We start from the raw sequence: 13,755 nt of genomic DNA, 5'->3' as shown, positions 1-13,755 counted from the left end.
GCAATGGGCTGCGCTGTAGCCGTCACCAGGAATTAACAAGGAGAAAACAGGGTGGTTGCAAACCGCACACGACGATTGGCCAGAAATATTTCGGGCGTTGTACTGGTTCTGGTCGTGATCTATGCCCTTGTGGGATTCGTTGGGCTGCCCTGGTGGCTGGAAAGGACACTGCCGGAAAGGTTGGATCAGCACATGGGGTGGCAGGCGGAGGTGGAAGATATCCACGTGAATCCGTTCACCATGAGTATTGAGGTCCTGAATCTGTCTGCGACCGACGGCGATGATGAAAAGGTTGTTGCTTTCGATCGTCTTTACACCAATCTTGGGGTCTGGCGGCTGGTTACCGGTGTTGTTGCGTTACAGAATATTGAGCTTGAGGAACCTTACATACGTCTGGATCTGCTGGACGACTACAGTGTGAATTATGCCAGGGACTGGCAGGCCAACAACCCCCCGGCAGAAGAAACAGCCACCGAAGAGAGTGAATCCGCAGAGCCGACTCGCGTGTACTTTGGCCGGGTCAGGGTGGCCGGGGGTGAGCTGTTGTTCCGGGACTTCAGCCAGGAAACCATGGAGGAGTTCCGGGTCACTCCGCTGGATCTGGCGCTGAATGACTTGGCCACCTGGCCCGGGGCCGAGGCTGGTAGCAACTATTACCTGTTGGCGGCGGTTGGCAGCCAGACCATTGAATGGGAAGGAGATCTGAGCATTACGCCCCTGTATTCAAAGGGCTTTATCAAACTCGGTGGCGTGACCCACACCACGCTGCAGCATTTCCTCAAACCCCATCTTCCCTACCAGCTTCGCAGCGGTAGCGTAACGTTAAGCACCGAGTACGAGCTGCAATCTGCCAACGAGCTGTTCCTGAATACGTCCAACGGCCAACTCTCCATTGATAACCTGGGCCTTGGCCTGAGGGATAACGACGACGAACTGCTTACCACCGAAAGCATCCGTGTTGGCGACATACGGTTCGGCCTGAACAACCGCGAAGCCGCTACGGGAACCGTCAGTATTGAGGGAGTTGACCTGTCACTGCATCGCAGACCGGACGGCTCCATCAACCTGTTTGCGCCCTTTCAGCAAGGTGATGGCGAGGAGCCGAGCGATGATTCGGCATCTGGCGACATGCCTTTTCGCTGGTCCGTGGCTGGGTTGGAGCTTGGCAATAGTGCCGTGAAGTGGCGGGACGAGCAGCTGCAAACCGAGGCGGCGCTGTCGTTAAAAGACCTGAGTATCCGTGTTGGCGAGATTTCCCACCAACTGGACGATCCGGTTAATTACAAGGCGGACGCTACCCTGGGAGAGGGTGGTCGCCTCGTGTTTAATGGCCAGACCACCCTGGCGCCTTTCACTCTGGAGGCGGGCATTTCCGGTTCCGGCATCACCCTGACCCAGTTCGGTGCCTATATCAGCGAAATGGCGAACCTGGATGTGAGGGACGGACGCCTGAATATGGATGGAAATCTGGATCTGGACCAGCAGCAGGATCCGCTGACGGGGACCTTCAGCGGCACCGGCGAGGTGACGTCACTGGATGTGCGCCTCGGTGACAGTGACGAGAGATTGATTGCCTGGCAGAACCTCCGCCTGGAGCCGGTGGAATACAATGTGGCGCCGGGACGGCTGGAAATCGGCACCGTCACGCTCGCAGGTCCGGCGGTCAATGTGGTTCGTGATACCAATGGTGTCCACAATCTCGAGCGAATAATCCCCTCAACGCAGACAGAAGACGCCGGGACGCGCCCGCAGGCTGATAGTGGAACGGCGTCAGCAGAGGATGAAGAGCCATCAGCAGAGGGTGAAGAGCCACAGTTCATCTTCCGCATCGGCCAACTGATGCTCGAAGAAGGTGCTGTCTCCTACACTGATCGCACCCTGGACCCGACTTTTAGCACCCGGTTTGATCAACTGCGTGGTTCTGTAACCGGCCTGAGCAATATCTCACCGCAGCAGGGCAAGGTATCGGTGCAGGGCCGCGTGGGAGATGTTGCCAGTATGACACTCGATGGGTCCCTGGGCACGCTGGGAACGGAAGACACCAGTGAGCTCAAGCTGACTATGGAGAATGTTTCACTGCCCATGTTGTCACCCTACTTCGGCCGCTATCTCGGCTATGGTGTCGACAGCGGTAAACTGAATCTCGATCTGGATTACAAGTTTTCCGGCAGTAATATTGATGCCGGCAACAGTGTGATCATGGATCGTCTCGAACTCGGGGAGCCCGTAGCCAGCGATGACGCTATCAGCGCGCCGGTGAAACTCGGCCTTGCCCTGCTGAGAGACCGGAACGGGGTTATCGATATCAATCTTCCGGTCAGTGGCGACCTGGACAGCCCGGACTTCAATGTGGGGCAGGTGGTGATGAGGACCTTCGTCAATCTGGTGGCAAAAGCAGCAACATCCCCTTTCAGCATGCTGGGCTCGATTGCGGATATGGCCGGGCTATCCGGAGACGATCTGGGCAGAATCCGCTTTGAGCCCGGCCAGGTAACCTTGGCGGAAGGCGAAAAAGCGAAGCTGGAGGCATTAGGAACAGCCCTGAATGACCGTCCCGCGCTCGTACTGAATGTTCGAGGTGCGGTTGCACCGGATGCCGACGCCCGTGGATTGCGACGGCAGCGGCTGTTCGAGCAGTTGGATATCACGGAAGCAACGGCGGTATCCCAGCGTGTGGCCCGTCTGGAGCAGGCCTACTCCAGCTCGGATAATATCGCTTCGCTGGAGGCTTTCAAGGCTAATGTTGCTGGCGACAATGGCCAGATCAGTGAGGCTGAATGGGAGCAGGCGCTGGTGGACAGGTTGATTACAGATATCAGGTTGCCGCCGGAAGCGCTGGGTAATCTGGCCTCTGCGCGGGGTGTCTGGTTACACCGGGAAATGCAGGAGAGCTACGATGTGCCGGAAAGTCAGCTGTTTCTGCTGGATCCTGTGCGTGATGCAAGTGCCGATGAGGATGGCAAGGTAACCGTTGGCTTCGAACTCGACGCCCGCTGATAGTGCGGGCTCAGTAACTGGCAAGGTCGGGGGGTAACTGAAGCCCATGTTGTTCAACCATTTGCTGGTAACGCCCCTGTTCAATCAGCGGCAATAACAACTGCTCCAGGGTTCCGGCCGTTATCGGCCCGCCTTTGCGGGCCATGATCCGGAGCTGATAGGTCTGGTCAGCCGCGTCGGACACCAGAAACAGAGCCCGGTCCTCCGGGTGTTGCTCCAGATACATCTGGATATAAGAGCGGTTGATGATAGCCACTTCCGCCAGCGACGGCCGGTCGGCCTTTATCAGATTCAGGTTGCGGTCGTGGCTGTGGGAAAATTCGATCCGGAAGCGCTCTTCCAGATCGGCGTTGTCTGTGGAAAGGCCTGCAAAGCCATAGTGGTAACCGGAAATGGCGACAATAGCCCGGTCAGCAACATTATCGAAAAAGCTCTGATCCCGGCCGGGCTTGTTGAGGGCTACGTAGACGTCTTCGTCCATCAATATCGGGCGCGTTGCAGCGACAGGCCGGGACTCCCAACCCCAGTCCAGGCTCTCAAAGAAGATGACGTCGTACAATCCTGCCTCAAAATCCAGGTGCCTGCGCTTGGGAGAGGTGTGTACGATGCGAAAAGTGATGTCCCGATCAGCAGTTTCAAGTTCGGTAAGGAGCTCGCCCAGCAAACCTTCTACCTTTGTGCTTTCATGCACGGCAGCCAGAGGTGGGAAATCATAGACGCCGACAGTGATCTCGGTCTCCGACGAGACGCCGGTTGCAAAACCCAGTGCAACAGGCAGACAAAGAAACGGAAGGGCGGTTTTAAGCAGGCGTCTGAAGTTCAAAGTTGCGGTTCCGCATTGGTAAAAGTTGAACGAGTATTCAGATTAGCACCGTTAGTTCATTGTCATAAGGGGTCAATTATAAACTCATGCAAAACGGGATATCTCTATGAGCCGCCCTCTCAGCCATTTTTTTGCCTACGTATCACGGCTTCGCTGGATCAGACGCTGGGGATTGATGCGCAACGCCATCGAAGAGAACGTTGCCACCCATTCCTGGGAGGTAGCAACCCTGGCCCATGCCCTTGCTATTATCCGCAACCGGCACTTTGGAGGGCAAGTTAACGTTGACCGGATTGCGGCGGCAGCGCTTTATCATGATGCTACCGAAGTTATAACGGGAGATATGCCGACGCCGGTCAAATATCACTCCAGGGTCATGCGGGAAGCTTTTGGCGATATCGAACACAAGGCCGAGGCTGAGTTGCTCGCGCTGCTGCCGGATGATCTGCGTGACGAGTTCGATCCCTACATCAGTGAGTCCCGGTGGGCACCGGAAGAGAAGGAACTGATCAAGGCTGCTGACCGGTTGTCGGCATTACTGAAATGCGAGGCAGAAATGCAGGCGGGTAACAAGGAGTTCGAACCGGCTGCAGGCCACATCCGGAAAAGGCTGGAGGAAGAGGCCTTGCCGGAAGTGCTGTACTTTCTGGAGGTGTTTGCGCCGGGTTACCAGCGACCGCTCGACAACCTTTTGGGGTAAGGCTGGCGGCGGCCACCGTATCAGTTCGCTATCAGCTGTTGCCGGCTGACGCTACCATGCCGCCGCGCAGGCCGTCCTGCTTCATGTTCTGGCGAACGATATCCTCGGGGCTGCCTGCCAGTTCCCGGAACATGCCCATGGAACCCAGCAGAGCCGAGGACTCATAAGGCACGAACACCCGTTCTCCGTCCTTGGCCATGTTCGGCAGCACCTTGATATAACTTTGCCCCAGCAGGTAACCGATAACTGTCTGCTTGTTCGCTTCAGAATCCCCAATGGCACTCAGCACCAGACGTATGGACTCCTGTTCCCCCTGGGCGCGCAGGATGGCGGATTGCTTGTCGCCTTCGGCATTGAGAATGGCAGATTCACGCTGGCCCTGGGCCATGGCAATGGCCGCTGATTTCTCGCCTTCGGCCTCGGTGACGGTGGCCCGGCGCTTACGCTCGGCGGCCATCTGCAGGCGCATGGCCTCTTCCACTTCTTCCGGCATGCTGATGTCCTGAACCTCAACACGGGTCAGCTTCACTCCCCACTTGGACGCAGCCTCTTCCATTTCAGCCTGGATGGCGTTGTTCACTTCGCTGCGGGACTCGAACAGCTTGTCCAGCTCCATCTTGCCCACGACCGAGCGCAGGGTGGTTTTAGCAAGTACTTCCACCGCCTGGCTCATGTTGGCCACTTCGTAAACCGCACGGCGCGGATCGATGATCTGATAGTACAGCGCGCCATTGATATTCACGGTTACGTTGTCCGTGGTTACTACCGGCTGGCCGGGGAAGTCCATCACGGTCTCGCGGCGGTCAATGCGCGTTTCAAAGCTGCTGCTGGGGTGATATTCGTCACCGATACGCATGTAGCGGGTCATGGTGATGGCGCGTGGCCGCTCGATAAACGGAATGATGATGTTCACACCACTTTCCAGGATTCGATTGAACGAGCCCAGCCGCTCGATAACCATAACCTCGGACTGGCGAACGATAACCAGGCCCTTGGCGATGATGAAAATACCAATGACGACAAAAATAAGGCTGATAACCAGCCCGGGGGAAATAACCGATTCCATGTTTACTGCTCCTTGTGATTGATCGTGTGAACAACGGCAGTGGTGCCGTCAAAACGTTCGAAAATAACCTCGGTGCCTTCCGGCAATTCAGTCATGCCGGTATCGCTGGTGCGCAGGCGATAGAAATCGCCGTTGACCTTGAGGCCGCTGGCGCCGTCGAAGTCCCGCTTGAGCGTCCTGTAAGGCCTGCCTTGCTCGACGCCCGTGCCGGTTGTTCCATAAGCCACGCCTTTGGGTGAGAAACGTGGTCTGATCCAGCGAATGGCAATGGGTACCAGAATGCCCGAAAATGCGCCCATACCCACCAGCTGCCATTCAAACGGGGCGCCCAGAAAGGTCAGCAGTGCCGTCAGCGCGGCGGCGATGCCCAGTGCCAGCAGTACCAGCACGCCGGATGTCAGCTCCGCAAGGCTCAACACCAGGGCCAGAATCAGCCAGAAATGCGTAAGACTCCACTCCATACAGAAACATCCGTTAGTGACAGACAAATGATGAGAGCACCGGATTGTAACCTGTCACGGATGTACGGGTCACAGAAACTGGCTCTATTGCCCCGCAATGACCCGCATTATTGCCATATCCCCTGACACGACACCTGTTAGAGTAAGCAATCCATCGCATAACAAGAGGTCATCGACCATGAAGGATCTGAACAATAAGGTAGCTGTGGTTACTGGCGCCGGTTCCGGTATCGGCCGGGCACTGGCCGCGGCGCTGGCGGCAAAAGGGTGCCGGCTGGCGCTGTCGGACGTCAATGAGGCTGGCCTCGCCGAAACGGCCGCCCAATGCAGCAGCACCGAGGTCAGAACCTACCCTCTGGATGTGTCGGACCGTGATGCAATCTACGCCCATGCTGATCAGGTGCTGAGTGATTTCGGGCAGGTCAATCTGGTGGTCAACAATGCGGGTGTGGCTCTGTCATCCAGTGTTCGGGAAATGACCGACGAGGATTTCAAGTGGATCATGGACATCGATTTCTGGGGCGTAGCCCACGGCACCCGGGCGTTTTTGCCTCACCTGATTGCCTCCGGTGATGGCCATGTGGTTAATATTTCCAGCGTGTTCGGTTTGATTGGCGTGCCCAAGCAAAGCGCCTACAACGCTGCCAAGTTTGCGGTTCGCGGTTTCACCGAATCCCTGCGACAGGAAATGAAACTGGAAAAGCAGCCGGTGGCCGTGAGTTGTGTGCACCCTGGCGGTATCCGCACCAACATTGCGAATTCGGCGCGGATGGGCAAATCCGAGAATGCCGATGCCCAGCGCAAGGGATTCGACAAACTTGCCATGACCACGCCCGAAAAAGCCGCCGATACCATCGTAAGAGGTATTCTGAAGGACGAATCCCGCATTCTGGTAGGGCCGGATGCGTGGGGTATTGACGCCCTGAACAGGGTACTTGGTTCTGCCTATCAACCTCTTGTTGAACGGTTCTCCCGGAAAAACCTGTACATCTGATCTGCAGGGCAGTATCTGCCCTGCTTGCAGCCCGGTCGCCGGGGTGATTGATGCCCGGAGACTGGCCCTGTATATTTTACGTACAGGGGGAGCTCCCGTCCGCTGTTGTTCAGGGGAAGTGGCAGGATGAAAACATCACAGCACCCGGATCTTGGTGCGTCGTTTCAACAAAGCCGCTCAGGGCTGCGGGACACCCATCGCCGCTCACTGATGCGGACGTTGTTTCTGGTAACCGGCACCGCGCTGGTGGTTTTCGCCTGCCTTCAGGTTTTTAACGGTTATCTCTGGCTTGCTGCCGGCGAGATTATTGCCAGCCTGGCGCTGTTCCTTGGCGTTGTGCGAATCAACCGGACCTCCCACCTCCAGCTCTGGATATACGGCTACCTGGTGACGGGGTTTTCATTCGCGCTGCTTATCATGCTGGTGCCCGACGCCTCTGTCACGGCGTTCGTGTGGGTACTGATGATGCCGGTACTGGCTTATCTCCTGCTTGGCAAAAAGGAAGGTTTTCTTCTCAGTGCGCCGTTCATGTTGGCGGGATGTGTGGCCTTCTATTTTCACCTGGAGTTTATCGCTGAAGCCCGGAGCATGATTGACCTTCTGAACATGGTCCTCTGTGCCGTGCTGATGCTGGGCTTCATTCATCTCTACGAAACCCGCCGTGAAGAAGCAGAACACAAGCTGTTTACCCTGGCGCAGACCGATGCTCTCACCGGCCTGTCGAACCGCGCCAGTTTCCAGAGCACCCTGAGTCGTACCCTTGCGGAGTGCGCGCGCAGCGGTTCCGGTTTTGCCCTGGTGATCATGGACATCGATTACTTCAAGGTGGTTAACGACACCATGGGCCACGACGCCGGCGACCATGTGTTACGGGGCATCAGCCGCCGCCTGACTGAGCGCCTGCGCATCACGGACTCGGTAGGCCGGTTGGGGGGAGAGGAATTCGGCCTGATTCTGAGGGATGTGAAGCCTGACGACTCATTTGAATTGATGGATGAACTGCGTCAGCGCATTGCTGAAAGCAAACTCGTTTACGGGGAGGCTGTTATTCAGGTGACCGCGTCGTTCGGGATCGCCCATTACCCTGAGCATGGCAAAGAAGTGGAAACCCTCTTCCGGACTGCGGATCGTTGCCTGTTCAGCAGCAAACGCGCCGGCCGCAACATGGTTGCCAGGGCCGGAGCGTCATCCGTAAGGGGTCAGAAGTTTGCCGGCGGGCCGGTATAGCCCGCCCGGTGTCAGACCACCCATCACTGAATGGTCCGGCGGTTACCCTTCTGGTACTGCGGTGCAATGTATTGGTTGATCTGTTCCTTGAATCGGGCAATCAACTCGCTGTTGTCATGGTCCCAGGGATGGAAGCCGGGTTTGAAGTATTCCAGCCAGGTCGGGGCCAGGCTTGAGAAGGTCCCGTTTTTGCCCCACATTCGCCACAAACCATGGGCAGTGTCCTTCAGCGAAAAGTTCTTACGGTCGTTGAGCATCATCCGGGTTGTGAAGTAGCTGGCCATCACACCCAGTGCCGCGGTGCTGAATGCCAGGTAGAAAGTACGCTCGGCGTAGGTGCCGCCAACCTGGTTGAACACGTCGTAGGTCACCGCCTTGTGCTCGGTTTCCTCAATGGCATGCCATACCCACAGCGGACGCATGGTTTCGTGCATGTCGTCGCGAACGTCGTCCCGCGCCAGCAGCATGTCTGCCATCATTGCCGTCATGTGCTCCAGGGCGCAAGTAATGGCCAGCTGGTGACGTTTTGGCAGCTTCTTGGCAATGCCCAGAACCACTTCCAGGTGTTCTTCCAGCTCCTCCACCGGCATGCCCTGGTCCCGCACATGCTGGTTCATGGCTTTGTGCTCCAAGGAGTGCATGGCTTCCTGGCCGATAAAGCCCCTGACCTCTTTTTTCAGTTTGGGGTCTTTGATCCGGTCCTGGTAATAGCGAACCGAATCCACGAAAAACTGCTCGCCTTGCGGAAACAGTACCGAAAGAGCATTCATGGTGTGGCTCAGGGTGTAGCTGTTGTCGAGCCAGTAACGGGGCACCTTCTCCCCGAACTCGAAACCCATACGCTGTGGTTTGATGGCGACGTTGTCCGGTGTTCGGGCTACCGGCTTTGACTCAGGGGTTTTCATTCTCAGCATGTCAGTACTCCTGCGCTCAGGCGCTATGGCTGATGTGATGAATCCAGTGTGGGTGAGTCAAGGCAGGCTTTGAATGCGAAAAAGGGACGGGCATCGTGGAGTAAGGGCCAGAGCTGGCCCCGATTGACTGTGCTGACGTGCTTGCGGGTGCCTCCAGTCACAGTGCCGCTGTGGCGGGCTTCTGATAGCATCGGTAACAATGATTCGGCTCACAACAACTCTCTAACAATAAAAGGAACCTGCATGGCAAACCCGGGCCCGGAAAAAGAACGGCAAATGCTGGGACTGTTCCTGGTTCCCGGTGTGTATCTCCGGGTGCTGGCCGATGTGGTTCGCCAGTTGGGCTATAACGACCGCAGCCTGTATGAGGGCATGGATTTCGCCCCTCAGGACCTGAAGTCCAACGACAGCCGGGTATTCGTCACCGACGCCATCGTGATGGTGGAACGGGCCCTGGACCTGGCCGGTAAGGACGGCCTGAGTTTCATGCTGGCCCGCGAGCTGCGGGTAACTATCCACGGTACCCTCGGCTTTGCGGCCCTGACCAGCCCCACCCTCGCCGGCGCCCTGGATTCGGTACGGCGGTACCTGCAACTGCGAGTCCCCTTCCTGACCATGACCCTGACCGACACCGGTGATCATGTGCTGGTGCGGTTAAAGTCCGAATTCGACGTGCCCACCCAATACCGCTTTCTGGCGGAAACCGTCAGCGCGACCCTGATGATGCTGGCGGAGCAACTGCTCGACCGTGAAGATGCGGCCAAGCGGGGCTTCCCGCTGGCGGACGGCAAACTCCCTGGCGTGAAAGTGCAGCTGACGTCACCGGAACCAGCCTACTACCGCAAGTTTGCGCCCCAGTTGCCAGTGCCTTTCGAATATGGCCAACCGGAAGAAACCATGGTGTTCCCCAAGGGCCTGCTGGACACCCGGATGCGGCTGGCGGACGCAGAGGCGTCGCGTATGGCGCGGGACCAATGCGAGTTCGAGCTCCAGAAAGCGCTCAGAGACCAGGGCGATATCACCTACGCTATTCGTAATATGCTCCACATGATGCCGGGGCCGCTGCCTTCTCTGGAGGCCATGGCGGAACGTTTCTGCGTGTCATCCCGAACCCTGAAACGCCGGCTGGCGGAAAAGGACACCACTTACCGCGAAATTGTCGAGGCTGTCCTGAAGGACCGGGCCATTCAGCTTTTGCGGTATACCAATCAGTCGGTCAGCGAGATTGCCTATGAGCTTGGGTATGCGGATCTTTCGAACTTCAGCCGGGCGTTTCGCAAGTGGACCGGCAAGTCCGCCAGCGAATTCCGCGAGGGTGGTCCGGATCCGGCGCCTGAGGTGGGGCCGTGACAAAAACCTTCCGGTAAGGCGACAGGTTAAAAATGCTGTGCTAGCTTGAAAGTTCGGTTATAGAAAAAACAGGCCATTGTTGCGATTGATTATCGCAATAACCTGATTGCGACCAGGGAACGACAGCAGTCCATGGCCGGGCGGCTATCTGACTGGCTCGCTAACGCATTGAGTGGGGTCTGTAGATGCCACCTTTCGTCAACGGATACATCCGATTCGTGGATGCTGTAAATTACCGTATTGGCAGAGCGGTGATGTACGGCATCTTTGTTATGGTCGCAATTCTGCTGTGGTCGTCCATTTCCAAAGCGTTTTTCTTTCCCTCTTTATGGACGCTCGAAGCCGCGCAGTTTGCCATGGTGGCGTATTACGTCCTGGGTGGGCCCTATTCGATCCAGTTGGACGCCCATGTGCGCATGGACCTGTTCTACGGCAACTGGTCGGCCCGCAAAAAAGCCTGGTTTGATGTCTTCACCATTCTCTTCCTGATTTTCTTTCTGGGCGTACTCCTATACGGCGCCTATGACAGCACCAGCTATTCGATGCAATACGGCGAACGCAGCGCATCCGCGTGGCGACCCTACATGTGGCCGATCAAGGTGGTGATGTGCATCGGCTTCTCACTCATGTTGTTGCAGGCGGTATCGGAGCTTTTCAAAGACATCGCCCGTATTCGGGGAGAAGACGTCTGATGTCTTACGATTTCATAGCGATTTTCATGTTCGCCTCGATGATGTTGATGCTGATGACCGGCCAGCGGGTATTTGGGGCAATTGGTGCCGTTGCGGCAGCGTCAGCGCTGGCGCTGTGGGGAGTAGGTGGTTCCGATATTCCCTTCTCATCCGCCATGAAACTGATGAACTGGTATCCGCTGCTGACACTACCAATGTTTATCTTCATGGGCTATGTGCTTTCGGAATCGAAAATCGCCGATGACCTCTACCGAATGTTTCACGTCTGGATGGGGCCCATTCATGGCGGGCTTGCCATTGGCACCATTGGCCTGATGGTGCTTGTGTCGGCAATGAACGGACTGTCGGTTGCCGGTATGGCCATCGGTGCCACCATTGCCCTGCCCGAATTGCTACGGCGAGGCTACGACAAGCGGATGGTGACTGGCGTGGTTCAGGCGGGGTCCTCCCTGGGCATTCTGGTGCCGCCCTCGGTAGTGCTGGTGCTGTACGCCATGATTGCCCGCCAGCCGGTGGGGCAGCTTTGGCTGGCCGGCGTTGTGCCCGGGCTGATCATGGCCGTGATGTTTATCGTCTACATTGCCGTGCGTTGTCGCCTTCAGCCGGAACTTGGGCCTGTGCTGCCAAAAGAGGAGCGCCAGGTCAGCCTGGGTGAGAAGTTACGCCTGTTGCGTGCCGGAGTTCTCCCGGTCGTTATTTTCGCCTCTATGATGGTGCCGTTTGTCAAAGGCTGGACCAGCCTGGTGGAAAGTTCGGCCATCGGCGCCATGACGGCCTTCGTCGCGGCGATCCTCAAACGCCGGATGACCCGGACGGTGTTTGAGGCTTCCGTTCGACAGACGCTGGCTATTTCCTGCATGTTCATGTGGATCATCCTCGCCGCCCTGGGTTTCGGGGCGGTGTTTGACGGGCTGGGCGCAGTCAGGGCCATCGACAATCTGTTTACCGAGCAACTGGGGCTCAATCCCTGGATGATCCTGATCATGATGCAGCTGTCGTTTCTGCTGATGGGCACCTTCCTGGACGATACCGCAATGCTGGTGATCGTCGCGCCCCTGTACGTACCGCTTGTGGCGGTCCTTGGATTTGATCTGATCTGGTATGGGGTGCTCTACACGATTACCACCCAGATCGCCTACATGACGCCTCCTTTCGGTTACAACCTGTTCCTGATGCGGGCCATGGCGCCACCTGAGATTTCCCTGCGCGATATCTACAGTTCGATTCTCCCGTTCGTCTGCGTGATGCTGGTGGCACTGGCGCTGATCATGGCGTTTCCACAGATCGCGCTCTGGCTGCCGGAGTACGTTTACAACAAGTGAGTCGTCAAGGTTTTTGGATGAGTACGAATGTCGAGTAACACCCCGGAGGCCGGCCGGCTTCCATAACAAGCGTCAGTCAAGGAGGTCGACATGACCACAAGACGTAAATTTCTCGCATCAGCATCCGTAGCAGCACTCGCAGGGGCCGCCGCCTTTACGCCGCCCAGACTTTACGCGCAGGAGCCAAAAATACGATGGCGACTGCAAACATACGCCGGGCCGGCCCTGGCTGAGCATGTGGTCAAACCTGCGATCGACAGTTTCAACCGTATTGCCGGCAAAGAGATGCAGATCGAGCTCTATTTTGCCGATCAGCTTGTGCCCACGGGGGAACTGTTCCGCGCCATGCAGAAAGGCACCATTGACGCGGTTCAGTCCGACGATGACTCCATGGCCTCGCCCACCGAGGTGACTGTCTTCGGGGGCTATTTCCCGTTCGCCAGCCGCTATTCGCTGGACGTGCCCGTGCTGTTTAATCAATACGGGCTCAACGAAATCTGGGATGAGGAATATTCCAGGGTGGGGGTCAAGCACCTGTCTGCCGGTGCCTGGGATCCCTGCCATTTTGCCACCAAAGAGCCGATTCACAGCCTTGCGGATCTCAAGGGCAAGCGCGTATTTACTTTCCCGACGGCGGGCCGCTTCATGAGCCAGTTCGGCGTGGTGCCGGTTCAGCTTCCCTGGGAGGATATTGAAGTCGCGGTACAGACAGGCGAGCTGGACGGTATCGCCTGGTCTGGCATAACCGAGGACTACACGGTGGGCTGGGCGGATGTGACCAACTACTTCCTGACCAACAATATTTCCGGGGCCTGGGCGGGATCCTTCTTCGCCAATATGGATCGCTACAACGAGCTTCCGGATCATCTCAAGGAACTGCTTAAACTGACCATGGACAGCTCTCACTATTACCGTCAGTGGTGGTATTGGGGAGGCGAGGCCAAACTGCGTACAGATGGCACGAAAATGAAGCTGACCACCATCCCAGATGACGAATGGGCGGAAGTTGAAAAAGCGGCGCGTGTCTTCTGGGACGAGATCGCCCAGGAATCCGAAACCAAGGCGCGGGTGGTCAAGATTCTCAAGGAATACAACGAAAAAATGGAGAAAGCGGGACGGCCCTATCGATACACCTGAGCGGGTCGTGAAGAAACCCTGCGTTCAGTGGCAATCCGTAGGATGTCAGTTGCCACTGAACGCGGTGTCTGT

Annotated in this window: 12 protein-coding genes; 8 read left to right on the top strand and 4 right to left on the bottom strand. The window is 57.1% G+C overall.

Features of this window, described 5'->3' with window-relative positions; genetic code table 11:
• The first annotated feature begins 51 nt into the window (after positions 1-51).
• Positions 52-2,997: a DUF748 domain-containing protein gene (locus FO268_RS19155; protein ID WP_150994859.1), complete on the top strand. Its 2,946-nt coding sequence runs from the start codon at positions 52-54 to the stop codon at positions 2,995-2,997.
• A 10-nt stretch (positions 2,998-3,007) separates the two neighbouring features.
• Here the strand turns inward: FO268_RS19155 and FO268_RS19150 are convergent, their stop codons facing one another.
• Positions 3,008-3,820 (bottom strand): transporter substrate-binding domain-containing protein, encoded by an 813-nt coding sequence (locus FO268_RS19150; RefSeq protein WP_225316878.1) that lies wholly within the window; start codon positions 3,818-3,820, stop codon positions 3,008-3,010.
• 106 nt (positions 3,821-3,926) lie between these two features.
• Here FO268_RS19150 and yfbR point away from each other — a divergent pair, with 106 nt between their 5' ends.
• A complete protein-coding gene (gene yfbR, locus FO268_RS19145; RefSeq protein ID WP_150994858.1) occupies positions 3,927-4,520 on the top strand; it encodes a 5'-deoxynucleotidase in 594 nt (197 codons plus the stop codon).
• Positions 4,521-4,551: 31 nt separating this feature from the next.
• Here the strand turns inward: yfbR and FO268_RS19140 are convergent, their stop codons facing one another.
• The gene (locus FO268_RS19140; protein WP_150994857.1) at positions 4,552-5,586 is read right to left on the bottom strand and encodes an SPFH domain-containing protein; all 1,035 of its coding nucleotides are present in this window, start codon (positions 5,584-5,586) and stop codon (positions 4,552-4,554) included.
• 2 nt (positions 5,587-5,588) lie between these two features.
• Positions 5,589-6,047 carry an NfeD family protein gene (locus tag FO268_RS19135; protein WP_150994856.1) on the bottom strand — a complete coding sequence of 153 codons (459 nt, stop codon included), beginning with the start codon at positions 6,045-6,047 and terminating at the stop codon, positions 5,589-5,591.
• A gap of 178 nt (positions 6,048-6,225) precedes the next feature.
• Between FO268_RS19135 and FO268_RS19130 the strand changes: the two genes are divergently transcribed.
• Positions 6,226-7,041, top strand: a complete 816-nt coding sequence (locus FO268_RS19130; RefSeq protein WP_150994855.1) for an SDR family NAD(P)-dependent oxidoreductase — start codon at positions 6,226-6,228, stop codon at positions 7,039-7,041.
• Positions 7,042-7,167: 126 nt separating this feature from the next.
• Positions 7,168-8,268 (top strand): GGDEF domain-containing protein, encoded by a 1,101-nt coding sequence (locus FO268_RS19125; RefSeq protein WP_150994854.1) that lies wholly within the window; start codon positions 7,168-7,170, stop codon positions 8,266-8,268.
• Positions 8,269-8,291: 23 nt separating this feature from the next.
• Here FO268_RS19125 and FO268_RS19120 read toward each other — a convergent pair whose 3' ends face one another.
• Positions 8,292-9,182 (bottom strand): metal-dependent hydrolase, encoded by an 891-nt coding sequence (locus FO268_RS19120; RefSeq protein ID WP_150994853.1) that lies wholly within the window; start codon positions 9,180-9,182, stop codon positions 8,292-8,294.
• A gap of 243 nt (positions 9,183-9,425) precedes the next feature.
• Here FO268_RS19120 and FO268_RS19115 point away from each other — a divergent pair, with 243 nt between their 5' ends.
• The 4 genes from FO268_RS19115 (at position 9,426) to FO268_RS19100 (ending at position 13,683) form a co-directional block, all read left to right on the top strand.
• Positions 9,426-10,532, top strand: a complete 1,107-nt coding sequence (locus tag FO268_RS19115) for a helix-turn-helix transcriptional regulator (protein WP_150994852.1) — start codon at positions 9,426-9,428, stop codon at positions 10,530-10,532.
• Between the two features lie 185 nt (positions 10,533-10,717).
• Complete coding sequence (locus FO268_RS19110; RefSeq protein ID WP_150994851.1) at positions 10,718-11,224, top strand: TRAP transporter small permease subunit; 507 nt, start codon at positions 10,718-10,720, stop codon at positions 11,222-11,224.
• Entirely contained in the window at positions 11,224-12,546 is a 1,323-nt protein-coding gene (locus FO268_RS19105) for a TRAP transporter large permease (protein WP_150994850.1), read from the top strand. Before FO268_RS19110 ends, FO268_RS19105 begins: the two co-directional genes overlap by 1 nt.
• Positions 12,547-12,636: 90 nt before the next feature.
• Positions 12,637-13,683, top strand: coding sequence for a TRAP transporter substrate-binding protein (locus FO268_RS19100; protein WP_150994849.1), 1,047 nt, complete (start codon positions 12,637-12,639; stop codon positions 13,681-13,683).
• Positions 13,684-13,755: the final 72 nt, after the last annotated feature.

The organism is Marinobacter denitrificans, from assembly GCF_008795955.1.
Taxonomy (GTDB): Bacteria; Pseudomonadota; Gammaproteobacteria; order Pseudomonadales; family Oleiphilaceae; genus Marinobacter; species Marinobacter denitrificans.
This window is presented reverse-complemented; position numbering and strand designations above follow the sequence as displayed.

Excerpts from the sequence above, each read along its gene's own strand:
- FO268_RS19125 (WP_150994854.1), top strand. The coding sequence starts at position 7,168 with ATGAAAACATCACAGCACCCGGATCTTGGTGCGTCGTTTCAACAAAGC.
- FO268_RS19120 (WP_150994853.1), bottom strand. The coding sequence starts at position 9,182 with ATGCTGAGAATGAAAACCCCTGAGTCAAAGCCGGTAGCCCGAACACCG.
- FO268_RS19140 (WP_150994857.1), bottom strand. The coding sequence starts at position 5,586 with ATGGAATCGGTTATTTCCCCCGGGCTGGTTATCAGCCTTATTTTTGTC.
- FO268_RS19100 (WP_150994849.1), top strand. The coding sequence starts at position 12,637 with ATGACCACAAGACGTAAATTTCTCGCATCAGCATCCGTAGCAGCACTC.
- FO268_RS19115 (WP_150994852.1), top strand. The coding sequence starts at position 9,426 with ATGGCAAACCCGGGCCCGGAAAAAGAACGGCAAATGCTGGGACTGTTC.
- FO268_RS19105 (WP_150994850.1), top strand. The coding sequence starts at position 11,224 with ATGTCTTACGATTTCATAGCGATTTTCATGTTCGCCTCGATGATGTTG.
- FO268_RS19110 (WP_150994851.1), top strand. The coding sequence starts at position 10,718 with ATGCCACCTTTCGTCAACGGATACATCCGATTCGTGGATGCTGTAAAT.
- FO268_RS19130 (WP_150994855.1), top strand. The coding sequence starts at position 6,226 with ATGAAGGATCTGAACAATAAGGTAGCTGTGGTTACTGGCGCCGGTTCC.
- FO268_RS19135 (WP_150994856.1), bottom strand. The coding sequence starts at position 6,047 with ATGGAGTGGAGTCTTACGCATTTCTGGCTGATTCTGGCCCTGGTGTTG.
- yfbR (WP_150994858.1), top strand. The coding sequence starts at position 3,927 with ATGAGCCGCCCTCTCAGCCATTTTTTTGCCTACGTATCACGGCTTCGC.